The following is a 21,423-nucleotide window of genomic DNA, read 5'->3' as shown; positions in this document are numbered from 1 at the left end:
TTAAAATAATTTATGGAAATTGCATGGCGCCTGCATCTTACCTATAAATTATCAACCATGAGAAAACTTTTAACTGTTTTAATAGGCATTTTTAACGTATTTGTTGCCTCAGCACAATCAGATAGTGTGTATACTGTAAAAAGCTTTTTTGCATCAAATTCCCCCGATTCTGTTTACCATCATTTGCCCGATGCGAAGGAGAACGTGCCCACGCATATTATTAACGCCAATATCATTACTAATCTGAATTTTATAGATCCGAAGACCATAACGGGAATAAATGTATTGAAAGATGACGCTAAACTTCCGGCCAAATTCAGAAACCTTAACAAGTACGGATTGATAACTATTGATGTAAAGGCTGGAACTAAAATTAATACCAAATCATTTAAAGAAATTGGGAAGTGGCTTAATATGAAAGGACCGGTTAAATACGCTGTTGACGGCTTTTTTATTGATGATGAAAACATGCTGATAGCTACAGATTCTATCTTAGGAATGGAAGTAACGCTAAATAAATATAACCAAACAGAAACAGGTGCAACAATAAATGTTTGGACGTTAGCTCCCAGTAACCGTAAAGGACTTTTACAGGTAAAGCGGGCTACCGATAAGCCAGGTGTTATTTACATAAGATAGATCAGTATGAAGTTAATTGTAGTTTCATTGATGCTGTTTTTTGTTGCACCGCCAAAGCAATATCACGAGGAACAGCTCCATATTTACGGAGGCAAAAATCATGACCAATATTTGGGATGTTTAACCTGCAGCAATGATCAGCTAAAGTCTATTTGGTGCACCTTTGGGGATTATGGCTCCAGGCATATGCCGAATGCCATCTGGAATGAGCTTGGAAAATATGGCAGCACTAATAGTCAATATTCTCCTTTTAATAATAAGGCTAAATACCCTCCCATTATTTTAGATGATCATAAAAAGGTAAGAGGGTATTTAACTATCAATAAGAATAATCAACAACGCTGCAAAAATTATATAGCTGAGCAAATTTGTGGGAGCATTGATCAGATCAGGGAGGATATAACAGCCTGGTACGATTGGTTTGTGGTTAGATATTATTAACTATCAAAATAATTTTTATTTCACTTAAAATCTTTTCCTTTGCCAGTCGTCATTCTATAGTATATGTACGCTTTTATTTTAGCCCTGCACTCCCTTATCCGCTGGTTTGTTTTAGCCAGCTTGCTTTTTGCCTTGTACCGCGCTTACAGCAGATGGCTTTTAAAGAAAAGTTATTCAAAATTTGACGACCGGGTACGGGGGATCACTGTCAACATTGCTAATATCCAGTTTACTATTGGGCTTTGGCTGTATTTTATCAGTCCGATAGCCAATTATTTCGTGAGTCATTTTAAAGAGGCGGTACACGAGCGGCAGATCAGGTTTTTTGGTATGGAGCATATTACCATGATGCTGATCGGTATTGCACTGATCTCCATTGCCTCGGCAAAGTCCAAACGGAAAACAAGCGACAATGAAAAATTTAAAACCCTTGCCATCTGGCTTACCATTGCCCTGCTGGTGATATTAAGCTCTATCCCATGGTCGTTTTCACCGTTGATCAGCCGCCCGTTATTCAGATCGTTTTAGAGATAATTGATTTCTCGCAAAGGCGCGAAGACGCAAAGGTGTTCTTAGCGCCTTCGCGCCTTTGCGAGCTTATATTAATTGCAGGTATTCGATCAACCACCTATCACAATCATTTGTGGGCAAATAGCCCTTACTCAGATGACAAGGCGTTTATTTGTACCAATCAAATCCGAAATCGAACATCCGAATTCCCAAATCACAGCACCTGGTTAAATTCCAGCCGCTCGCCATCCGGCCCGGTAATGTTGAAATACTTACAGCCGTTTTTCCAGAATTGTAAAAACACGGGCTCCGGTTCAAGTACGTTAAAACCGGCCTCTTTAATTGTTTTAAAAGTAAGATCGATATCATCAACATCAAAAGCTACGTGGTCAACATGGCCGTTTGATCTTGAACGGATCTCAGCCAGCGATGCTTCGGGCAATTGATAAAGCTCCATGATCATATTGCCGCGCTGCATCATAACACAGGTGCCGGTACCGCCATTATCGGTAAAGGGGGCCTGCATTACATTGCTAAAGCCAAGTGTGCTGTAAAATTGTTGTGATGCTTCTATATTGGTTACCGGTACGCCGATATGTTGTATGCCGTTTATTGCTAAATTTATACTATTGTCCATATTGATTATCAATTGTTTATTATTGGTTTGATATGTGTTTAAACTTTTAGTCCGGCGAATGGTTGGTGATGCCGTTAAGTTAAATATGCGGCAATTATCATCCATCCATCATTTTACACAAGCTTAACATATTTGATGTAAATTGCTGTTAAACTTGCACCAATTAAAACATATTAATGAAGATCGGAATTGTTTGTTACCCAACCTTTGGCGGAAGCGGGGTTGTTGCCACTGAACTTGGTAAAGCCCTTGCAGACCGTGGTCACCAGGTGCATTTTGTGACCTATAACCAGCCGGCCCGGTTGGATCTCTTTTCCGAAAATCTGTTCTATCACGAGGTTTCGGTTTCCAACTACCCTTTGTTTGATTTCCCGCCGTATGAGCTGGCCCTGGCAAGCAGGCTGGTTGATGTGGTACGCCATGAGCAATTGGATGTACTGCATGTGCATTATGCTATACCTCATGCTTCGGCTGCATTTATGGCCAAGCAGATACTAATGACCTATGGTATTTATATCCCGGTGGTAACTACGCTGCACGGTACCGATATTACATTGGTTGGCAAAGACCGCACCTTTAAACCGGTGGTTACTTTTTCCATTAACCAAAGCGATGGTGTAACCGCTGTATCGCAAAACCTTAAGGAGGATACCTACAAGTTTTTTGATATTAAGAAGGATATCCTTGTGATCCCTAACTTTATCGACCTCACCAGGTTCAGCCTTAAGCCTAAAGATCATTTTAAGAAAGCGATTGCCCCTTCGGGCGAAAAGATCCTGGTGCATACTTCCAACTTCCGTAAAGTAAAACGTACTGAAGATGTGGTGAAGATCTTTGCAAAAGTGATCAAAAAAATCCCATCTAAATTGCTGATGGTGGGTGATGGTCCCGAGCGCTCCATGTGCGAACAGCTTTGCCGCGATTTGGGTGTTACAGATAATGTACGCTTCCTGGGTAAACAGGATGCTGTTGAAGAGATCCTTTCGGTGTCTGATTTGTTCCTGATGCCGTCTCAATCAGAAAGTTTTGGTTTGGCCGCGCTTGAAGCCATGGCTTGTAAAGTACCTGTGATCAGCAGCAATGCGGGTGGTTTGCCCGAATTAAATGTTGACGGTTTAACAGGCTTTTTGAAAGAGCCCGGAGATGTGGATGGTATGGCAGAAAAAGCAATATTTATTTTGGAAGATGAAGAACGTTTAGCTAAATTTAAAGAAAATGCGCTGGCGCGCGCCAAAGAGTTTGAATTAGCTACCATTTTGCCTAAATACGAAAACTATTACCTTGAAGTAATTGAGCAAAGTAAAGCGAAAGCTGTTTAACTAACAGTTGTAATAAACCTGATACAATTCTAAATATATTCTTAAAAAGTTAAATTTTATCGGTTTCGTTAATTAATTTAGTTTTTCACTTCCTAAAAGTTAAAACTTATGGCAAAGCACACACTAAAAAGCGGACAACTCCTTAAGTACATCGGAAAAAAATGGAAAGATCTTCATATAGGTCATCCATTAAAATTTATGGGGTACGATGAGAATAGTTTCGCCGACATCTGGGTAGAATACCAGGGTAAATTAATGCTTCTGGCTCTTAAGGATGTGGAAACACTAAGCATTGCTTAAGTAGAATAACTTAGGCCGGTCTGTTCAAAGACCAGGAAAAAATAGCCTTACTCATGCATACGTGCTAAGTAAGGCTATTTTGTTTTGGTGAAATAAGGTGTAGGTTTTAAAATCCCCTCTCAAGAGGGGAATCGCACAACCCCTTACTTTTTTTCATTAGAGGAACAATTACTTTGGCTCGGAATGAAGTCTCTTGTTTAAAGCAAATTTCCGTATTTTATTTTTAACAAAAGAAAGCTATCTTAGCATTCATAAAAAGGAAATGGTGTCTTCCTACTTAACCGCCCTAAAAAGCTGATGGCGCCTACAGATAATTAATTCACAGGTTTTGCCCTGTGCTAATTTTTTGTGGGTAAATAAATATCAGCATAATGAATAACCGGCTTTTCTCTTCGCAACATTTCGCAATCCTGAAAAATGCCCTCCGGTGGACGGTCATTGTCATTCCTATAGCCGCCGTTATAGGCAGCGCGGTAGCTTTGTTCCTGTGGTTGCTGAGTTGGGCCATTCATTTCCGGTTTGCGCATAGCTGGCTGTTATATTTGCTGCCGCTGGCGGGCGTAGCCATATACTTTATCTATAAACTCTTCGGTGGTGTGGCCGAAAAGGGGAATAATTTAATTATTGACGAAATTCATAATCCCGGTGGGGGAGTGCCAAAGCGTATGGCCCCGCTGGTGCTAATTACTACTATAATCACCCATTTATTTGGCGGTTCGGCGGGGCGCGAGGGTACCGCAGTGCAAATGGGTGGGAGTTTAGCCCAAATGATAGGCAAATGGCTTAAGCTGAACGAAGCCGATACCCAAACAATACTTACTGCAGGCATAGCGGCAGGCTTTGGGGCGGTATTTGGTACGCCATTAACAGGTGCCGTTTTTGCTATGGAAGTATTAACCATTGGCCGGGTACAGTATAATGCGCTGTTGCCCTGCCTTATTGCAGGTATTGTAGGCGATGTTACGGTTGCCGCATGGGGCGTTCATCATACGCCTTATCATATTGATATTGTTCCCGTTATTCCGCATTGGTTTTCGGGCTATATTTCAACCGATCTGTTGCTGATCATTAAAACCATAGTAGCTTCTATCGCATTCGGGTTGGCGAGTTATCTGTTTGCAAAAATGGTACATGGCATTAAAAGCTTTTTTACTAAATATGTAAAAACACCCTGGCTTATCCCATTCATTGGAGGGCTCATTATCATTACGCTTACCATTGTTAATGGCAAACCCGATTATTTAAGTTTAGGGGTAGATGCCGAACATGTTGGAGCTGTTACTATTCCATCAGCCTTTCATGCCGGTGGCGCCGATGCCTGGAGCTGGCTCTGGAAAACCATTTACACTACCATAACGCTTGGTACAGGTTTTAAAGGGGGCGAGGTAACACCGCTGTTTTATATTGGTGCTACTTTGGGCAATACGTTATCCGGTTTGCTCGATGCGCCTGTAAGCCTGTTTGCTGCTTTAGGTTTTATAGCCGTTTTTGCGGGCGCAACAAACACCCCGCTGGCCTGCACCTTTATGGGGATAGAGCTTTTTGGAGGCGAGCATGCTTTGCTATTTGCCGTCGCCTGCTTTACCGCTTATCTTTTCAGCGGGCATACCGGTATATATGGCTCTCAAAGAATTGGGGTCACCAAGCTAAGCGATGACCCTACTGATGACAAAACACTTTCGGAAGCAATGAAAAGACGCGGATATTTATACCATAAACTGGCAAAATATAATTTCCGGAAAGGGAACAGCTAAAGCTTTATTTAGTTGCTGTAACTACAATGTAAGGTGATAACAGCTTTGATTCTACCGGGATAATTTTGGTAAAAACTTTACCGGCTACCCAAACCAATTTGGTGATGGCCTTAGCAAGTGCAGGTTTGTTAGCCTTATCTTCCAGCCAAACCGAAAATTTGCCGTAATAATATGCCTCAACATTTTTTAGCCCAAGCTCTTTGCAATAGCCGGCCAGCAGCGCCGGGTCCATACTGCTGATATTATGCTTTTCATAATTGTTAAGGTCGTAGTTGCGCTGTACCCAGCCGTTAACGCCGGTAAAGTTAGGCAGGGTGATGAACAGTGTACCTCCCGGTTTCAGAAAGGAGAGGTGCTTTTCAATAATGCCCTTGGTATCGTTAAAATGCTCTATTAAGCCACATGAAAGTACCAGGTCATATTCGGTTTCGGGCTGATATTTGAACAGATCGCCTTCTATAACTGCAATATCCTGATCAGTTAGCTGGTTGGCATCCAGTACTTCCTTCAAAACTTTGGGGTGTACATAAAAATCAAACAACGTAGTTTTTAATCCGAAATACTTCTTCAAAAAAATGGCAAAATAACCCGGGAAACCGCCAAGCTCAATAGCCGAAGCTGATTTATTAGTATCTATAATGTTTTTTAGCAGCTTATGAAAAGTATAATTAGCCGGCACATTAAAAGCCAGGTCTTTTTTTGATTCCCAGTAACCGGCCCAAAATGCCTTGTCGGTGAGTTCGTTGCTCATGGGTGCAAAGGAAAGATAATTCGGCAATAGTTCAAAACCCTGTTATTTTGTAAAGCAGGGATTTTGAGCTGTTATCAGGATAAAATTATCCCCTGTTAAATTAAAATAAAAAGACGACGTTATTGCGAGTAACCACCAGGGAAACCCTGAAAAAAATTGTAATGATGTGTAAAATATATTTTAGCGATGTTGTGCGGGGGGCGCGTTAGGGATTGCAGTGTAAAGCCCACAGCGTGTGTAGGGGTTGCGGGAAGGAAAGCGAGGACTTGCAACGGAAAGCCCGGGCCGCAGGCAACGCCCATATTATAAAATAGATCAAAGAAATATACTTAATAATTAAACAATTACAATCATTCCATTATAGGTGAAACGTGGCAAATGCTCATTGCCATTTTGCTCCTCGCAATGACATAGATTTTTTAACCAACATTTCCAACTGACCTTCATCTTCCGAACACCTATACGTTATCATCAACAGGAAATAATTACAATCATCCGGGAATTATACATAGATACATCTCCCTGATTAATAAGCAACTTTGTGTAATTATTTAAACAACAGTGCAATAACTGTACTAAATTTAACAAGATGAGCAATGAACTTATTCCTACAATTAAACTTGATGAAGTAATTGAGCTTGGTTTGCAAGTGGTTGATTATAGAAAAGCAGGTGATCTTCATTTTCTTAAAAGTCCTCACCGCAACGAACATTATCTTTTTGTATTGGTAAATGAAGGTAACCTGAAAGTCATAGTTGATTCGCGCGAGGTGGTGATATCTGCTCAATCTGTTTATTATATTTTACCGGGACAAGTAATGCAGCATTTTGATACCGAAGCCGATGCCTACGTTATTGCTGTGGATGGCTTTTTGCTTAATCAAACTTATAAGTTTATCCTTGATGAGGGGTGTTTTGCACAGACTCCGGTTTCAATAGATCCGGAAAAGACCAAAAGATTACGAACCGCTATTTCGTTGCTGCTTGCCGAGGTAAAAGATAAAAGCATCAATAGCTGTAAAGAGTATATTAAACGTGGGTTGATAGATGCGGTAGCAGGTATGTTTGCAGGGGAATATGCTGATAGTATAATAGCGCATGGAAGGAAAGATTCGAGCGCTGTCAGGATCACTACAGCTTTTAAAAGGCTGATTTTTGCAGAATATAAAACATTGAAAAAGCCCTCATCATACGCTGCGGTATTGCATATATCTACGCCTTATCTTAACGAGGCGGTTAAAGAGATTTCCGGTAACACGGTTAGTTATTGGATCCAATACATGATCATGATAGAGGCGAAACGCCTGCTGATATATACCGATAAAACCATTAAGGCGATTGCTTACGAGCTGGGCTATACCGACTATACCTATTTTTCACGAATGTTTATCGGTGTGGTAAAAATGTCGCCTGTAGCTTTCCGCAAAAAGTACCGCTAATTGTACATATATTTCCGCTATTTATACATTGTTTCAACCTGAAACAGTTTGTTGTTTTGTGATAAATCAAATCATTATAAAACAACAATTAACTATGGGAAACTTAAAAAATGTCGTTCTCGTGCATGGTGCATTTGCAGACGGCTCGGGCTTTAAAGCGCTCTATCAAATCCTTACTCAAAAAGGGTATAATGTATTGGTTGTACAAAATCCGCTAAGCTCATTGGAAGATGATGTAAAAGCAACGCATGTTGTGTTGGACAAGATTGGTGGACCGGCCATTCTTGCCGGGCATTCATGGGGTGGTGCCGTGATCACCGAGGCCGGGAACCATCCTAATGTAGCTGCTTTGGTTTACATCGCAGCATTTCAGCCGGATAATGGCGAGTCGGCATTACAATGGCTGCAAACCGCGCCGCCTGCACCTGAAAACGGTGTACTGCCTCCTGATGAAAAAGGTATTGTATATTATGACAAGGACAAATTTCACGCAGGGTTTTGCGCCGATATCGATGCCGATGAAGCCGCTTTTATGTACGCCTCACAGGGCGCATTTTATGCCCAGGGCTTTGTATCGCCAATAACCGATGCGGCATGGCGTCACAAACCTGCTTATGGCCTGATTGCTACCGAAGATAAAAGTATCAATCCGGATATTCAGCATGCCATGTATAAACGGTCAAACACCATAGTAACCGAAGTGAAAGGCAGCCATGTGATCTTTATGTCGCACCCGGAAACTGTTGCTGAAGTCATTATCGAAGCAGCCCGTAAAGCTTCTGAAGTGTAAAATAAGCTACGCTCTTATAAACATCCGTATGCATTAAACCGCATGCGGATGTTTTGTTTAAAACTTCATCAATCTGCCTTATCTTTAACACCAAAAAAACTTCATGAAGTTAACTGTCTCAGATCAGAAAACCGGCGGAGATCTTCTATTGATCAGCGGTGAGGAAAATTTTGATCGTTTTTTTTATACCCGCGACCGGGCAAAGAAATATTTTACCATAGCCTGGAACAAGGGAGAGCAACAAACCATCAATATAGATGGGGCCGATCATGTATTCAATCCCAACACGCTGCTGCCGCTCATGTTCGACCAGACTTTTACCTTCCAAAGGTCTGCAGATATTATTGCCTGGCAGTTTAACAGGGAGTTTTATTGCCTGATTGACCATGACGCCGAAGTAAGCTGCGTAGGTTTTCTTTTTGGTATGGGCGATCTGTTATTCATCCCTCTTGATGATCCTAATCAATCTAAACTTAAGGTATTGCTGGATATTTTTACCCAGGAGCTGAACACCAAAGATCATATTCAGAATGACATGCTGATCATGCTGCTAAAGCGGCTGATCATCATGGTAACACAAATGGCCCGTACAAAATATATCCCCGAAGAAAAGAACCAGGATCAAAAGCTGGATATATTCCGGAAATTTAACTTATTGGTTGAAGGTAATTTCAGAAGCGAGCATTCTGTTAATTTCTATGCAGGCTTGCTGAATAAATCGCCGAAAACGCTCTCCAATATCTTTTCGCTTTATAACGACAGAACGCCGCAGCAGGTGATCCAAAACCGGATCATTGTGGAAGCCAGGAGGTTGCTTAATTATACCAGCAAGTCGGTTAAGCAAATCACTTATGAACTGGGCTTTGAAGATCCCGCCTATTTCTGCAACTTTTTTAAACGGCACACCAAACAAACGCCGGTGGAGTTCAGGAGTGGGAAGGAGCAGCCGGTGGCAGCGTAAAAGGAAGCAAATGTATTGAACTAAAAAAGTAAAAAGCAGGGGGTAAGTGCGATTCCCTCCCTTGGGAGGGTGTAGGGAGGGGTTTCATCGCCTGGCATATCCGTTAGCATGGCGCACAAACCCCTCCCTGCCACCGCGCAAACCAGCCGCACCCCTCCCAAGGGAGGGAACTAAAGAACTTTCCCAACTCCTTTAAGCCATCCGGGAAGAAATTACAATTTTTCGGGAACTGGCAACATTTCCTACCTGCTGTATTTGGGGCACTTTTGTATTGTTAAATCAAACACAACATTTAAAAACAAAACAATATGAAAACTCCAACATTAAAAAACAGAATTAAAGCAGGCCTGGTTAGTTTAGTATTAACCTTTGCCGCAGTTTTAGGCTTTACTTTTTCATCACAGGCGCAAGCCGTTAAAAATGTAGTATTGGTTCACGGCGCATTTGCCGATGGATCAGGCTATAAAGCATTGTACACTGAACTTACTAAAAAAGGATACAATGTTACTGTGGTGCAAAATCCACTATCTTCTTTGGAAGACGATGTTAAGGCAGTAACAGTTGCATTGGATAAACAGGACGGACCTGCTATATTGGTAGGACACTCGTGGGGCGGCGCGGTAATTACCGAAGCAGGTAACCACCCGAAAGTAGCTGCCCTTGTTTACATAGCAGCATTTCAGCCAGACAAAGGCGAATCAGCCCTGCAATGGTTACAAACTGCGCCTCCGGCTCCTGAAAACGGTGTTTTAGCACCTGATGATAAAGGCATCGTGTATTATGACAAAGCTAAATTCCATGCCGGTTTTTGTGCTGACATCAGCAAAGAAGAAGCTGATTTCATGTACGCTTCACAAGGCGCCTTTTATGCAAAAGGATTTGTTACACCAATCACCAACCCTGCATGGAGAAACAAGCCTGCTTACGGCATAGTTGCTACCGAAGATAAAAGCATCAACCCTGATATCGAGCGTGCCATGTACAAACGCTCAAATACAACAATAACCGAAATAAAAGGCAGTCACGTAGTGTTCATGTCTCAACCTAAAGCTGTTGCCGGGGTGATTATTAAAGCAGCAGAAAATGCTTCTGTAAAAAAATAAAAAAATAATAAGAAGTAGCCCCCACCACGTCATTGCGAGGCACGAAGCAATCCCCGATCAGCAGGGCCGCCCTGTATAGTTCGCGATTGCTTCGTTCCTTATAATGACGTTTTTATTTAAGATTTATGGCTTGCCCTTTCAACTTCCCCCTTCAGGGGCCAGGGGGCTAAAACTATACCCCTCCTTACTCCAAACCTCCAAAGCCCTCGGCAGTACATACTCCAGCCGTTTAAACGCTTTGATGCTGTCATGAAATACCACCATTGATCCAGCTTCGGTATATTTAAGTACGGCTTTTAAGCAATCTTCGGGTTTAAGGGCCATATCAAAATCGCCGCTGAGCACATCCCACATAAAAATATTCAGATCGGGTTTAGCTGCTTTCAGTGCCCGTACCTGTGCCCTTTTGATCCTGCCATAAGGGGGGCGAAACAGCGGCGTGTTCAGTAACTTATCGGCCTGTAAAAAATTATCAAGGTAGGTTTGGGTGTCGGTTTTCCAACCTTTAAGATGGTTAAAAGTATGGTTACCTATGGCATGGCCGCTTGCTTTTACGTGTTCAAAAATATCGGGGTGTTTGCGTACATTGTCGCCAATGCAAAAAAAGGTGGCTTTGGCATCATATTGTTTTAAAATATTTAATACAGCTGGTGTAACAATTGGTATGGGGCCGTCGTCAAAAGTGAGATAAATGCAACGGTTAGTTGATTTTATATCCCAGGTAAGTTGGGGATAAAGCTTTTTCAGCAGCCAGGGAGTTTTAACCAGGTACATACAGATCAGGTAGTTTGTGTTTTTATCCCTATTAACAACATTTAACAAAAATAAACACTGCAATGTAATGAACAGTTGCTTACCATTGTATAGAAAAACCTTATGAAACTAAAATTATTACTATCAGTTAAAGCAACGCTCATTTGCACAGTTTTATTTTCAGTAGCCGGTTTCAATGCCGCTGCGCAGGAAGTGATAGGCTTGCAAAAGGCGGTAGACCTGGCCCTTGAACGCAACCTCACCATTAAACAGGCCGAATTTACAGCTGCTATTACTAACGAAGATCTTAAGCAGTCGAAATACAACCAACTGCCTAATTTAGCTGTAAGTCCGCAAGGTTCGTTCAACTTTGGCCGTAACATCGACCCTTCAACCAACCAGTTCAGTAATCAGCGCATTTTGGCGGTTAACGGTAACTTTACCTCGCAGGTAACCCTGTTCCAGGGCGGACAGTTACGTAATACCGTTATTCAGAACAAGATTTTGCTTGATGCCGATAAAACCAACGTTGCCAAGGTAAAGAACGACCTGATATTGAATGTGGTTACCACCTACCTGCTGGTATTAACCAACCAGGATCTGGTAACAGCTGCCCAGCAACAAATTGATGTATCCAAAATAGCTTTAGACCGTGCCCAGAAAGGCTTTGATGTAGGTAACCAAACCCTTGCCGATCTGTCGCAGGCCAAAGCCCAGCTGTCAACCAATGATCTGAACTATACCAATGCCGAAAATCAGCTGGAGCAATCATTGCTGACCTTAAAGCAATATATGGAGATGGACCCCGGCACTGATATTAAAGTAGAAAGGCCAGATATCAGTAAACTGAACAATGTGAAAACCGTGTATGATGCACAGGAGGTTGTTAAAACCGCTCTTGCCGTAAATCCCGATGTATTACTGGCCGAGCAGCGTCAGAAAGCTGCAGCGCAGGGTATTAAAATAGCAAGAGGTAATTATTATCCATCAGTAGTGTTGTTTGGCGCTGCAGGTTCATACTTTTCCGATGCCAAGAATACTCCTTTTGGAGCTACGCCTACAGGTAAATTTGATACCGTTGGTTTTGTACAAAACTCGCAGCAGGCGGTTGTGGTGCCTAATTACAAAGTAGGTTTCAAAAGCAACCCATTCTTCAGGCAGTTGAGCGATAACTTTAACCAATCGGTAGGGGTAAGCTTGCAAATTCCTATTTTCAACAGGTTCCTGTCGCGCACTGCTGTCAGGAAAGCAAAACTGCAGAACCAAAATGCCGAAGTAACGGCGCAATTGGCCCGTAATAACCTGAGCAAGATCATTTACCAGGCTGTGTGGGACCTGCAGGCTGCCGATAAACGCTATCAATCGGCTACGCAAACCTACAATGCAAATAAGGATGCTTTTAACATTATACAGCAACGCTATACTGTAGGCCTGGTTAACTCGCTTGATTTTAATACATCACAAACCAACCTCAATAAATCGCAGTTTGATATGATTGAGGCACAATACCAGGTGATTTTCAGGAGCAAAGTCATTGACTATTATTTAGGCAACCCTATAACACTTTAATAAAATCTTAACCGTAAAATATCCAAATTCACCGTCATGGGAAAAACTACTAAATATATTCTGATAGGTCTTGGCGCACTGGTTGTCCTGCTGATCATTGCCAAGGTAACGGGCCTGATAGGCAAGCCCGCGCTAACCCAGGTAGCTACTGAAAAGGCCGAAACACGTGTAATAAATGAAACGGTATCGGCCAGTGGAAAAATCAAACCGCATGTTGAGGTTAAGATAAGCCCTGAAGTATCGGGTGAGGTGGTTGAGCTGCCAATTAAGGAAGGTGATGTGGTTAAAAAAGGCCAGTTGCTTTGTAAGATCAGGCCCGACATTTTAAAATCGGGTTATGACCGCGCAATTGCATCGTACAATACTCAAAAAGCCAGTGTAGGTAACTCAAGCCAGATGCTTAAACAGGCTGAAGCTACTTATAATAACCAGGTGGGTATTTACAAACGCAGTAAAGAGCTTTTTGATAAAAAAGTATTGACCATTTCGGAATTTGAAAATGCCAAAGCTGCATATGAAGGTGCTAAAGCATCCCTTGAGGCTGCCAAACAAAACGTGGTAGGTTCACAATACGGCTTAGCCCAGTCACAGGCATCGGTTAAGGAAGCGCAGGATAACCTGGCAAAAACTACTATTTATTCGCCGGTTGATGGTGTGGTTTCAAAACTATCTGTTGAAAAAGGTGAGCGTGTTTTGGGTACCCAGCAGTTTGCCGGTACCGAGATCATGACCCTATCTGATCTGAGCAAAATGGATGTTAACGTTGATGTGAATGAAAATGATATCAACCGTATTTCCCTTGGCGATTCATCAAAAATTGAGGTGGATGCGTTTTTAGGTAAAAAGTTTACCGGTGTGGTAACCGAAATAGGCAGCTCGGCAAATGTAGTTGGTACATCTGCCGACCAGGTAACCAATTTTACTGTTAAAGTGAGGATTAACGCCGAATCATATGCTGCCCTGTTGAAGAAAACGGCCGATAACCCGTCGCCGTTCCGTCCGGGGCTAACAGCTACTGTTGATATCAGCACAAACTCGGCTAAGGCGTTATCGGTACCAATTCAATCGGTAACCACCCGCGAGGAAAAGAAAGAAGAAAATGGTCCGCCGAAAGCTGATGACGATAAGAGCAAACCACAGATCAGCCCTGTTGCTAAGGAATATGTGTTTGTATTAAATGGAGGTAAGCTGAAACAGGTACAGGTGACCACCGGCATCCAGAATGATACTTATATCCAGGTACTATCCGGCCTTAAAGGAGGAGAAGAAGTGGTATCAGCCCCATATTCGGCCATTTCAAAAACGCTTAGCGACGGGCAAATGGTTCAGAAAGTAGATAAATCAAAACTGTTTAACGCAGATAATAATAAGTAATTGATTTGCAGATTTCAGATGTGCAGATGATGAATTAGATTTTTTAACGCCCGGCGAAAGCCGGGCGTTTGTTGTATTATAGAAATGTCATTACATCTGCCGCGGGTTTAGCGATAGCGCAACCCGTGGTGTATCATGGTTTAAGCTTTCAGCTTAAATTATGTACTGAAGCCGAAAGCTCCCCACTGTTTAACCATAAGTTACGCTAAAACCTGCGGCAGTGAAAATATATGAAATAATCAGCCCCAGGGATTAATGACTTTTAATCCGCTGATTTTATCAAAATCCTTGACATTCCTTGTAACAAGTGTAAGATCATGGATTAATGCTGTAGCAGCAATAATAGCGTCAGGAAGTTTTATGCGATTTGTTTTACGTATTTCAGCAGTCTTAAGCTTTATTGCGTTTTCGAGCTCAAAGATAGTTACATCGTTAATAAAATCAGTCAGTAATTGGAGATCAGCATCGGAAGCTGTTTTCCAACAAAGTAGTTCAATTTCGGTAATTGCTGATATTGCCGGAAGGCTTTCTGCTAATAAATCTTCAATGAATTTCTCTGTTGCAGGTGGAAATTGTTTTTGCAGGAAATAGATTGCCGTGTTGCTATCCCAGAGATATTTTATTCCCATCCGTCTCTTAACTCTTTTAATTGGGCATCAACTTCGGGCAATGGTTGTTTGGTCATTGCGCCCTTATATTTAGCAATCCAGTTTTTATTATTGGAGTATTCCTTAGCCTCGGTATGTACCCGAATTAATTGCAGAAGTTCCATGTCTTCCAGTAGTTTCATGGCTTTCTCATTTATAATGTCTACTGTTACTGTTGTCATGTTTCAGATCGTTGCTATACAAATTTAATCAATTCCCCTCTTAATTACAGCATATAAAAGTCATGCGGCCAATCTGCATAATATTTCATTAATTTGCTTAGCCGATCAAAACACGGCGCTTAGATTTCTATTATTTATTGATGGATAAAAAATTAAACAAGATCACAGTTGTTGGCGGAGGGAGCTGGGCTACGGCCAATATCAAAATGCTGATTGACAACACCACCGAAAAAGAAATTTTTTGGTGGATGCGCAATGCCGAAGCTGTGGAACATCTGCAAAAGTTTGCGCACAACCCGCACTACCTGAGTTCGGTTGAGATTAAGCTTCCTGAGCAAAATATATCTACCAATCTGAAACCGCTCATCGCGGTTGCCGATATTGTATTGCTCAACGTACCTGCCGCCTTTTTAAAAGAAGCGCTAAAAGATATTACTGCTGCCGACCTGGAAGGGAAAAAGATAGTATCGGCTATAAAAGGTATAGTGCCTGACGAAAACCTGATAATTGCCGAATTTCTTCATCAAAAATACGATATATCGTTTGATGATTTTATGGTGATCAGCGGGCCATGCCATGCTGAGGAGGTTGCGCTCGAAAAATTATCATATCTCACTATAGCCTCCGGTGATACGGAGCTGGCTTCGGAGTTTGCTGGAATGATCAATACCCGGTATATCAAAACCAATATTTCTGACGATATCTATGGTACCGAATATGGCGCTGTATTGAAGAATGTATATGCTATTGCCAGCGGTATTTGCCATGGTGTAGGCTACGGCGATAACTTCCAGGCGGTGCTGATATCAAATGCAATTCGCGAATTGGAGCGCTTTGTAGCCGCTGTGCACCCAATTGACAGGGATATTAAAGAATCGGCATATCTGGGCGACCTGTTGGTTACCGCTTATTCGCAGTTTAGCAGGAACCGTACCTTTGGCAATATGATAGGTAAAGGATATACGGTAACATCGGCACAACTGGAAATGAATATGGTTGCTGAAGGATACTATGCAGTAAATTGCCTACACGAGGTTAACAAGCAATATGGTGTAAACATCCCTATTTGCGAGGCTGTTTATGCTATTTTATATCAAAAACGCTCACCTGTGATAGAAATGAGAAACTTGGCCGAAAAATTGAGTTGATTATATTAAAACAAACTTAATTACTATCACTCATGAAAAATCTGTTTAAAATTGCCCTGTTTGCAGCCGGCACATTTATGGTTACACCGGGTTTTGCCCAAACTCATAAAGACTCGACCCTTGGTGGTAAGATCAGTAAAACCACTAAAAAGATAGGCCACAAAACATCAGAGATTGCTGTGAAAGGTACGGCAGCAGTTGTTGATAAGAAATATGCCGGTAAGGTTGGCCCTAATGGCGAAACCATTTATATTGATAAATACTCACATTATTTTTATGTAGATAAGAAAGGGCACCGTGTGTACCTGAAAAAATCTCAACTGGTTGATAAACCAGCCCAATAATTTAATTATACAAGGCATAAGCCGTTTTAAAAATCCTGATCCCTAATGAAAAAGGTTGCTCCGATATTTGCTGCAGTTGCAGGCCTGTTATTGATATACTCTTGTTCTCAGCCCCCGCCCGCTAACAAAAAGCTGGAGGGCAACTGGAAATCAAAGGATGGTTCAACCAAACTTTCAATAACTGATAAAGATTTTATTATGGATGACGGGCAAGCTACTAAAGAGGATTATTTTGTGAAAAACGATACCATTTACACATCATACCAGGGGAGCAGGCCATACACTAAGTTTAGCATCAAAGAACTTGATGACCATAAGCTAACGCTTTGTTATCCTGATTCGGATATTGTTGAATTTAGCCGTTAAACAACAAAAGCCTTTGTTCCCGTATGCAGCGGTTAAAAGGCTTTGTTAACAAAACTAAACTAAAACTAATGCTTCTTACTAAAGGAAGCTCATGAAAACCACCACATGCTTGGCACATGGTGGTTTTTTTATTACTTAATATTAAAATCTTCTGCGACGTTCAGGGCGATCTTCACGGGGTTTGCCTGAAAAATCACGGAAACCGCCGCCACCATTGTGTTCGCGTTTTTCGTTGCCACGGTAACCGCCGCCTTCACGACGCTCGCCACCACGGTAACCACCGCCTTCACGGCGTTCGCCACCACGATATCCGCCACCTTCGCGACGTTCGCCACCACGGTAACCGCCTTCACGACGTTCGCCGCCGCTACGGTTATCACTGGTGCCTTCGCCTGAAATCTCTATCCTTACCGGGCGACCTTTATGTTCAGCTTCTTTAAAGCTGGCCATCACTTTATCAACGTCTTCGTTCTGCACTTCAAAGAATGAGTACACACCTTTAACATCGATCTTACCTACAGTACGGCCGCTGATTTTGGTAGTGTTGCAAATGTAACCTAACAAATCGCCACGGTTAAATTCATCAACCGAACCCAGGTTTATAAATAAACGGGTAAAGTTGCCTCTTACGCCATTGCCACGTTCGCCACGATCTTCAGACCTGTTACGGCCTTCTTCAATGCTGGCATTCAGGTCAGGAGCGTTTTGGTAATAATCAAGGAAACGGTTAAACTCAATTGATGCAAAGCGTTTAATGAAATCTTCCTTGGTGAAATCTTTAAATTCCTCGTAAATACGCGGCATGTATTGGTCAATCTGCTCTTCATTTACAGTAACGTTATGTACTTTGTGAACGATAGAGAATAATTGTTTTTCGCAAACATCAAAACCGGTTGGAATTTCGGCCTTAATGAATTTTTTACCAATAACACGCTCAATCTGGCGGATTTTGCCTAATTCTTTAGCGTTAACGATAGAGATAGATACACCTGTTTTACCTGCACGGGCTGTACGGCCGCTACGGTGGGTGTAGTTTTCAATTTCGTCGGGTAATGAATAGTTAATAACGTGTGTAACGTCGTTAACGTCGATACCACGGGCGGCAACGTCAGTAGCAATTAACAATTGCAGGCTGCGCTCACGGTAGCGTTTCATTACTTTATCGCGTTGTTGCTGTGAAAGGTCACCGTGCAATGAATCGGCATTGTAGCCGTCTTTGATCAGTGATTCAGCAATTTCCTGGGTTTCAATTTTGGTACGGCAAAATACGATACCAAAAATGTCAGGGTTAAAATCAACAATACGTTTAAACGCGGCATACTTGTCACGGGCGCGTACTATATAGTACTCATGCTCGATATTGGCATTGCCGGTGTTTTTTGCGCCCATAGTAAGCTCAAACGGATTTTCCATGTATTTTTTGGCAATCCGCCTAACTTCTGCAGGCATGGTGGCCGAGAATAGCCAGGTTTTTTTCTCTTCGGGTGTGGTAGATAAGATACTATCAATGTCTTCCTGAAAGCCCATATTGAGCATTTCGTCAGCCTCATCCAATACTACATACTTCACAGCCGAAAAGTCGATAGCCTTACGGTTAATGATATCAAGCATACGTCCCGGTGTAGCAACTACGATCTGTACGCCGCGTTTGATCTGGCGTAACTGATCCATAATGCTTGCACCACCATAAACGGCAACAACGTGTACGTTGCTCATTTTTTTGGAGTAATTCTTGATGTCGTTCGCGATTTGTAAACAAAGTTCGCGTGTTGGGCATAAAACAAGTGCCTGTGGATGATTTTCTTCGAAATCAAGCAGTTCCAACAGTGGTAGGCCAAAGGCAGCAGTTTTTCCGGTCCCGGTTTGGGCTAATCCGACAAAATCGTTGCTGCCTGTTAACAATACCGGGATTGACTGCTCCTGGATTGGTGTAGGATTTTCAAATCCTAACTCAGAGATGGCATTAACAATATCATGACGGATTCCCAGTTCAATAAATGGGTTGTTCATGAATTAAAATAACGAATTTGGCAACATCGCCAAATCGGGCGCAAAGATAGTGTTAATGATTTACAATTCCAATAGGCGAGTTGGGTTAAATTGAAGTTTACGGGTATTATTGTGAATAAGCTACTAATTGACTGAAAAAAAACCAGTTAATTGACAGTTTTACAAAAAATGTTATCCATTTTTTCGATTTTTAAAGCCCTTTTTCCTGATAGCAGAGCCTTTAGTGAACGTGGAAATCAGAGATTCCACATTCGTTTTTTATATCCGGAACGCAAAAAAGCAGCCTATTCTTTAGCCCCAAAACATAAGTATAGAAAAGTGAAAAAAACGACTTGCGAATCCGGCTTAGTACTGTTGACTTAACGTTAACCAGGGTTTACCGCAACCTATCAGCCGATTTTACCAGTTTCTCATCTTTTTGAATGCTTTTTTGAGCAAAGATGATAAATATGATACTTAACGAAGTCAGGAACAGGCCAATACCCATAGAGTGGGTGTCAAGCGTGATACTGCCTGCCGCGCCTTTAACAGTTTGTGCCATCCAAAAGCTGTAGCCGATAAGTACCAGCATGGCGCTGTAGCAAAAAGCAATTTGCTGTTTGCGGTTTTTATATAAAAAAATGATAACCAGCGGTATCAATGCTACAATTGCAGTAACGGCGGTAAGCGCTACAAATGATTCGGTATGTTGCTGTACACCATTTACATCCTGGTAAATACCTGTAACCATGATACTGGAGGGTTTATCATTGATATAAACGTTGTGGGCAAGTGGAAAAAAGAATAGGGCGAACAGCACAAGGCTGGCGAATAAAAGGTAAATACTTTGAATGCGTTGCAGCATGATATTAAAAATTATAAAGGCAAATATAAATGTTTTGCTTATTGGAGGAGCACTAATTTAATAGCGATATCGTTTGCTTTAAATGACAATTATTTAATGTATATTTATTGTGTTTAAACTATTGTCAAATGACCCCTATTAGTGAACAAAGCCCCGAAGATGTTAAGTTTGAGAATGCCCATTTAAAAAAGATTTTCCTTGAGCACCTGAACAGTATTTATTTTGGAAAAAAACATCTGATTGATTTTTTTGAAGAGATTAAAGAGCTTGCATCATTAACCTATTTAAAGGAGGCTGTACAGGAATGTTATGATGCCACCCAGAAGCAGCTTACCCAACTCGATTCGATTTACAACAATATTAATGAAACGCCGTCAAAAACAACAGTACTTGGCATAAAAGCCATGACGCTCGAGGCCTATATATCGGCAATTAAAACCGGGAAAACTGCCATGGAGCGCGACGTGTTCATTGTATTTTATGTGCAGATCATTGAAGGTATTGAGATAACTTATTTTGAGGTTTTGCGTAACCTGGCAAAAGCCATTGGCTATAGCAATACCTTCATAAATAAGCCCTTCAATCTGGCTGTTAAAAATAAACTGGTGTTTGAGGCAATTTATAAAGCCTATATAACCGAACCGTCATAAATACTATGACCAAATTATGAACCCGGCATAGGCGACAGATTATTAACTTTGCCCGTGTGAGCACCAATCAGCGTTATTTTATTGAACTGGCCTACAACGGCACCGCCTATCATGGCTGGCAGATACAGCAAAATGCCGTAAGTGTACAGGAACTATTAAACAAAGCCCTGGGTACCATACTGCGCCAGCCAATAGAAACAACAGGCTGTGGCCGTACCGACACAGGCGTACATGCCAAAGAGTTCTTCGCGCATTTTGATGCCCCCCAACCCCCTGAAGGGGGAGTAAGTGTGCTGGAAAGCTCCCCCTTCAGGGGGCGGGGGGGGCTGAACGCCCTGCTTCCGCCCGATATCGCCATAAAAAATATCATCCCGGTACATGCCGATGCACATGCCCGGTTTGATGCTACATCGCGCTCGTATCAATATCATATCCATTTTAATAAAGATCCTTTTTTGCAGGAGGCTTCGTGGCAATTGCGTGATGTGCCTGATTTGGTATTGATGAACCGGGCAGCAGCTATCATGATGGAGTACATTGATTTTAGCTGTTTCAGTAAATCAAATACCCAGGTAAAAACCAATAACTGTAAAATAACCCGTGCCGAATGGATAAAAACAGAAGATGGCATAGTTTTCCATATCACGGCCGACAGGTTTTTACGTAATATGGTACGTGCCATTGTGGGTACGCTAATGATGGTTGGCCGGGAAGAAATGAAACCAGAAGGCATCCGTGAAATTATCGAAAGTAAAAATCGCTCAAATGCAGGTACCAGTGTACCGGCCTGCGGGTTGTATTTAACAGAGGTTAAATATCCATACTCATTAGCCCCCTGAAGGGGGAACTATTGCGGAGAATGGGGAGAGGAAATTTGACGATATATAATTATA

At 41.9% G+C, this 21,423-nt stretch carries 24 protein-coding genes and 1 riboswitch; of the genes, 17 read left to right on the top strand and 7 right to left on the bottom strand.

The features are described from left to right. The first annotated feature begins 57 nt into the window (after window positions 1-57). The 3 genes from ACFFGT_RS31695 to ACFFGT_RS31685 all read left to right on the top strand — a co-directional run bounded on the left by ACFFGT_RS31695 (window position 58) and on the right by ACFFGT_RS31685 (window position 1,608). Window positions 58-639 carry a hypothetical protein gene (locus tag ACFFGT_RS31695; RefSeq protein WP_377026528.1) on the top strand — a complete coding sequence of 194 codons (582 nt, stop codon included), beginning with the start codon at window positions 58-60 and terminating at the stop codon, window positions 637-639. 6 nt (window positions 640-645) lie between these two features. Continuing rightward, entirely contained in the window at window positions 646-1,080 is a 435-nt protein-coding gene (locus ACFFGT_RS31690; RefSeq protein ID WP_377026527.1) for a hypothetical protein, read from the top strand. Window positions 1,081-1,143: 63 nt separating this feature from the next. Beyond that, the gene (locus ACFFGT_RS31685; protein WP_377026526.1) at window positions 1,144-1,608 is read left to right on the top strand and encodes a hypothetical protein; all 465 of its coding nucleotides are present in this window, start codon (window positions 1,144-1,146) and stop codon (window positions 1,606-1,608) included. 196 nt (window positions 1,609-1,804) lie between these two features. Here the strand turns inward: ACFFGT_RS31685 and ACFFGT_RS31680 are convergent, their stop codons facing one another. Then, window positions 1,805-2,227, bottom strand: coding sequence for a VOC family protein (locus ACFFGT_RS31680; RefSeq protein WP_377026525.1), 423 nt, complete (start codon window positions 2,225-2,227; stop codon window positions 1,805-1,807). 176 nt (window positions 2,228-2,403) lie between these two features. On the opposite strand from ACFFGT_RS31680, the gene bshA reads away from it, so the two are divergent. From bshA to ACFFGT_RS31665, 3 genes are all read left to right on the top strand, one after another. Next, window positions 2,404-3,546 carry an N-acetyl-alpha-D-glucosaminyl L-malate synthase BshA gene (gene bshA / locus ACFFGT_RS31675; protein WP_377026524.1) on the top strand — a complete coding sequence of 381 codons (1,143 nt, stop codon included), beginning with the start codon at window positions 2,404-2,406 and terminating at the stop codon, window positions 3,544-3,546. Between the two features lie 108 nt (window positions 3,547-3,654). Beyond that, on the top strand, window positions 3,655-3,846 hold the full coding sequence (locus tag ACFFGT_RS31670) for a hypothetical protein (protein WP_377026523.1): 192 nt from the start codon (window positions 3,655-3,657) through the stop codon (window positions 3,844-3,846). A gap of 249 nt (window positions 3,847-4,095) precedes the next feature. Further along, a riboswitch (Fluoride riboswitch) is annotated at window positions 4,096-4,160 on the top strand. Window positions 4,161-4,217: 57 nt separating this feature from the next. Continuing rightward, window positions 4,218-5,600, top strand: coding sequence for a voltage-gated chloride channel family protein (locus tag ACFFGT_RS31665; RefSeq protein WP_377026522.1), 1,383 nt, complete (start codon window positions 4,218-4,220; stop codon window positions 5,598-5,600). Window positions 5,601-5,604: 4 nt separating this feature from the next. Here the strand turns inward: ACFFGT_RS31665 and ACFFGT_RS31660 are convergent, their stop codons facing one another. After that, window positions 5,605-6,351, bottom strand: a complete 747-nt coding sequence (locus ACFFGT_RS31660) for a class I SAM-dependent methyltransferase (RefSeq protein WP_377026521.1) — start codon at window positions 6,349-6,351, stop codon at window positions 5,605-5,607. A 589-nt stretch (window positions 6,352-6,940) separates the two neighbouring features. Here ACFFGT_RS31660 and ACFFGT_RS31655 point away from each other — a divergent pair. The 4 genes from ACFFGT_RS31655 (at window position 6,941) to ACFFGT_RS31640 (ending at window position 10,643) form a co-directional block, all read left to right on the top strand. After that, window positions 6,941-7,789, top strand: coding sequence for a helix-turn-helix domain-containing protein (locus ACFFGT_RS31655; protein WP_377026520.1), 849 nt, complete (start codon window positions 6,941-6,943; stop codon window positions 7,787-7,789). 94 nt (window positions 7,790-7,883) lie between these two features. Further along, on the top strand, window positions 7,884-8,579 hold the full coding sequence (locus ACFFGT_RS31650) for an alpha/beta hydrolase (RefSeq protein ID WP_377026519.1): 696 nt from the start codon (window positions 7,884-7,886) through the stop codon (window positions 8,577-8,579). 103 nt (window positions 8,580-8,682) lie between these two features. Continuing rightward, the gene (locus ACFFGT_RS31645) at window positions 8,683-9,540 is read left to right on the top strand and encodes a helix-turn-helix domain-containing protein (RefSeq protein WP_377026518.1); all 858 of its coding nucleotides are present in this window, start codon (window positions 8,683-8,685) and stop codon (window positions 9,538-9,540) included. 308 nt (window positions 9,541-9,848) lie between these two features. Further along, complete coding sequence (locus ACFFGT_RS31640) at window positions 9,849-10,643, top strand: alpha/beta hydrolase (RefSeq protein WP_377026517.1); 795 nt, start codon at window positions 9,849-9,851, stop codon at window positions 10,641-10,643. A gap of 138 nt (window positions 10,644-10,781) precedes the next feature. Here the strand turns inward: ACFFGT_RS31640 and ACFFGT_RS31635 are convergent, their stop codons facing one another. Then, a complete protein-coding gene (locus ACFFGT_RS31635; protein WP_377026516.1) occupies window positions 10,782-11,417 on the bottom strand; it encodes a polysaccharide deacetylase family protein in 636 nt (211 codons plus the stop codon). A gap of 102 nt (window positions 11,418-11,519) precedes the next feature. On the opposite strand from ACFFGT_RS31635, the gene ACFFGT_RS31630 reads away from it, so the two are divergent. Both ACFFGT_RS31630 and ACFFGT_RS31625 read left to right on the top strand, forming a co-directional pair. Then, window positions 11,520-12,965 (top strand): TolC family protein, encoded by a 1,446-nt coding sequence (locus ACFFGT_RS31630; protein ID WP_377026515.1) that lies wholly within the window; start codon window positions 11,520-11,522, stop codon window positions 12,963-12,965. Between the two features lie 36 nt (window positions 12,966-13,001). Further along, a complete protein-coding gene (locus tag ACFFGT_RS31625; protein ID WP_377026514.1) occupies window positions 13,002-14,339 on the top strand; it encodes an efflux RND transporter periplasmic adaptor subunit in 1,338 nt (445 codons plus the stop codon). Between the two features lie 239 nt (window positions 14,340-14,578). On the opposite strand, the gene ACFFGT_RS31620 is transcribed toward ACFFGT_RS31625, so the two are convergent. Both ACFFGT_RS31620 and ACFFGT_RS31615 read right to left on the bottom strand, forming a co-directional pair. Beyond that, complete coding sequence (locus ACFFGT_RS31620) at window positions 14,579-14,968, bottom strand: type II toxin-antitoxin system VapC family toxin (RefSeq protein ID WP_377026513.1); 390 nt, start codon at window positions 14,966-14,968, stop codon at window positions 14,579-14,581. Then, entirely contained in the window at window positions 14,959-15,168 is a 210-nt protein-coding gene (locus ACFFGT_RS31615; RefSeq protein ID WP_377026512.1) for a hypothetical protein, read from the bottom strand. The genes ACFFGT_RS31620 and ACFFGT_RS31615 overlap by 10 nt, the downstream gene beginning before the upstream one ends. Before the next feature lie 140 nt (window positions 15,169-15,308). On the opposite strand from ACFFGT_RS31615, the gene ACFFGT_RS31610 reads away from it, so the two are divergent. From ACFFGT_RS31610 to ACFFGT_RS31600, 3 genes are read left to right on the top strand one after another with little or no spacing between them, the layout of a single operon-like run. After that, window positions 15,309-16,316 carry an NAD(P)H-dependent glycerol-3-phosphate dehydrogenase gene (locus tag ACFFGT_RS31610; RefSeq protein WP_377026511.1) on the top strand — a complete coding sequence of 336 codons (1,008 nt, stop codon included), beginning with the start codon at window positions 15,309-15,311 and terminating at the stop codon, window positions 16,314-16,316. Window positions 16,317-16,348: 32 nt separating this feature from the next. Then, window positions 16,349-16,660, top strand: a complete 312-nt coding sequence (locus ACFFGT_RS31605; RefSeq protein WP_377026510.1) for a hypothetical protein — start codon at window positions 16,349-16,351, stop codon at window positions 16,658-16,660. A gap of 45 nt (window positions 16,661-16,705) precedes the next feature. Continuing rightward, the gene (locus ACFFGT_RS31600) at window positions 16,706-17,026 is read left to right on the top strand and encodes a hypothetical protein (RefSeq protein ID WP_377026509.1); all 321 of its coding nucleotides are present in this window, start codon (window positions 16,706-16,708) and stop codon (window positions 17,024-17,026) included. Window positions 17,027-17,167: 141 nt separating this feature from the next. Here the strand turns inward: ACFFGT_RS31600 and ACFFGT_RS31595 are convergent, their stop codons facing one another. Both ACFFGT_RS31595 and ACFFGT_RS31590 read right to left on the bottom strand, forming a co-directional pair. Beyond that, window positions 17,168-19,036, bottom strand: coding sequence for a DEAD/DEAH box helicase (locus ACFFGT_RS31595; RefSeq protein ID WP_377026508.1), 1,869 nt, complete (start codon window positions 19,034-19,036; stop codon window positions 17,168-17,170). A gap of 376 nt (window positions 19,037-19,412) precedes the next feature. Then, window positions 19,413-19,880: a DUF4293 domain-containing protein gene (locus ACFFGT_RS31590; RefSeq protein ID WP_377026507.1), complete on the bottom strand. Its 468-nt coding sequence runs from the start codon at window positions 19,878-19,880 to the stop codon at window positions 19,413-19,415. 128 nt (window positions 19,881-20,008) lie between these two features. Between ACFFGT_RS31590 and ACFFGT_RS31585 the strand changes: the two genes are divergently transcribed. Both ACFFGT_RS31585 and truA read left to right on the top strand, forming a co-directional pair. After that, window positions 20,009-20,530, top strand: a complete 522-nt coding sequence (locus ACFFGT_RS31585) for a DUF892 family protein (protein WP_377026506.1) — start codon at window positions 20,009-20,011, stop codon at window positions 20,528-20,530. 56 nt (window positions 20,531-20,586) lie between these two features. Beyond that, window positions 20,587-21,369, top strand: coding sequence for a tRNA pseudouridine(38-40) synthase TruA (gene truA / locus ACFFGT_RS31580; protein WP_377026505.1), 783 nt, complete (start codon window positions 20,587-20,589; stop codon window positions 21,367-21,369). Window positions 21,370-21,423 lie beyond the last annotated feature (54 nt).

Origin of the sequence: Mucilaginibacter angelicae (assembly GCF_042434235.1) — a bacterium.
GTDB classification, from domain to species: Bacteria; Bacteroidota; Bacteroidia; order Sphingobacteriales; family Sphingobacteriaceae; genus Mucilaginibacter; species Mucilaginibacter angelicae.
This window is presented reverse-complemented; position numbering and strand designations above follow the sequence as displayed.

Bases quoted from the DNA above. Each gene is read 5' to 3' on its own strand.
- ACFFGT_RS31695 (WP_377026528.1), top strand. From the start codon at position 58: ATGAGAAAACTTTTAACTGTTTTAATAGGCATTTTTAACGTATTTGTT.
- ACFFGT_RS31690 (WP_377026527.1), top strand. From the start codon at position 646: ATGAAGTTAATTGTAGTTTCATTGATGCTGTTTTTTGTTGCACCGCCA.
- ACFFGT_RS31685 (WP_377026526.1), top strand. From the start codon at position 1,144: ATGTACGCTTTTATTTTAGCCCTGCACTCCCTTATCCGCTGGTTTGTT.
- ACFFGT_RS31680 (WP_377026525.1), bottom strand. From the start codon at position 2,227: ATGGACAATAGTATAAATTTAGCAATAAACGGCATACAACATATCGGC.
- bshA (WP_377026524.1), top strand. From the start codon at position 2,404: ATGAAGATCGGAATTGTTTGTTACCCAACCTTTGGCGGAAGCGGGGTT.
- ACFFGT_RS31670 (WP_377026523.1), top strand. From the start codon at position 3,655: ATGGCAAAGCACACACTAAAAAGCGGACAACTCCTTAAGTACATCGGA.
- ACFFGT_RS31665 (WP_377026522.1), top strand. From the start codon at position 4,218: ATGAATAACCGGCTTTTCTCTTCGCAACATTTCGCAATCCTGAAAAAT.
- ACFFGT_RS31660 (WP_377026521.1), bottom strand. From the start codon at position 6,351: ATGAGCAACGAACTCACCGACAAGGCATTTTGGGCCGGTTACTGGGAA.
- ACFFGT_RS31655 (WP_377026520.1), top strand. From the start codon at position 6,941: ATGAGCAATGAACTTATTCCTACAATTAAACTTGATGAAGTAATTGAG.
- ACFFGT_RS31650 (WP_377026519.1), top strand. From the start codon at position 7,884: ATGGGAAACTTAAAAAATGTCGTTCTCGTGCATGGTGCATTTGCAGAC.
- ACFFGT_RS31645 (WP_377026518.1), top strand. From the start codon at position 8,683: ATGAAGTTAACTGTCTCAGATCAGAAAACCGGCGGAGATCTTCTATTG.
- ACFFGT_RS31640 (WP_377026517.1), top strand. From the start codon at position 9,849: ATGAAAACTCCAACATTAAAAAACAGAATTAAAGCAGGCCTGGTTAGT.
- ACFFGT_RS31635 (WP_377026516.1), bottom strand. From the start codon at position 11,417: ATGTACCTGGTTAAAACTCCCTGGCTGCTGAAAAAGCTTTATCCCCAA.
- ACFFGT_RS31630 (WP_377026515.1), top strand. From the start codon at position 11,520: ATGAAACTAAAATTATTACTATCAGTTAAAGCAACGCTCATTTGCACA.
- ACFFGT_RS31625 (WP_377026514.1), top strand. From the start codon at position 13,002: ATGGGAAAAACTACTAAATATATTCTGATAGGTCTTGGCGCACTGGTT.
- ACFFGT_RS31620 (WP_377026513.1), bottom strand. From the start codon at position 14,968: ATGGGAATAAAATATCTCTGGGATAGCAACACGGCAATCTATTTCCTG.
- ACFFGT_RS31615 (WP_377026512.1), bottom strand. From the start codon at position 15,168: ATGACAACAGTAACAGTAGACATTATAAATGAGAAAGCCATGAAACTA.
- ACFFGT_RS31610 (WP_377026511.1), top strand. From the start codon at position 15,309: ATGGATAAAAAATTAAACAAGATCACAGTTGTTGGCGGAGGGAGCTGG.
- ACFFGT_RS31605 (WP_377026510.1), top strand. From the start codon at position 16,349: ATGAAAAATCTGTTTAAAATTGCCCTGTTTGCAGCCGGCACATTTATG.
- ACFFGT_RS31600 (WP_377026509.1), top strand. From the start codon at position 16,706: ATGAAAAAGGTTGCTCCGATATTTGCTGCAGTTGCAGGCCTGTTATTG.
- ACFFGT_RS31595 (WP_377026508.1), bottom strand. From the start codon at position 19,036: ATGAACAACCCATTTATTGAACTGGGAATCCGTCATGATATTGTTAAT.
- ACFFGT_RS31590 (WP_377026507.1), bottom strand. From the start codon at position 19,880: ATGCTGCAACGCATTCAAAGTATTTACCTTTTATTCGCCAGCCTTGTG.
- ACFFGT_RS31585 (WP_377026506.1), top strand. From the start codon at position 20,009: ATGACCCCTATTAGTGAACAAAGCCCCGAAGATGTTAAGTTTGAGAAT.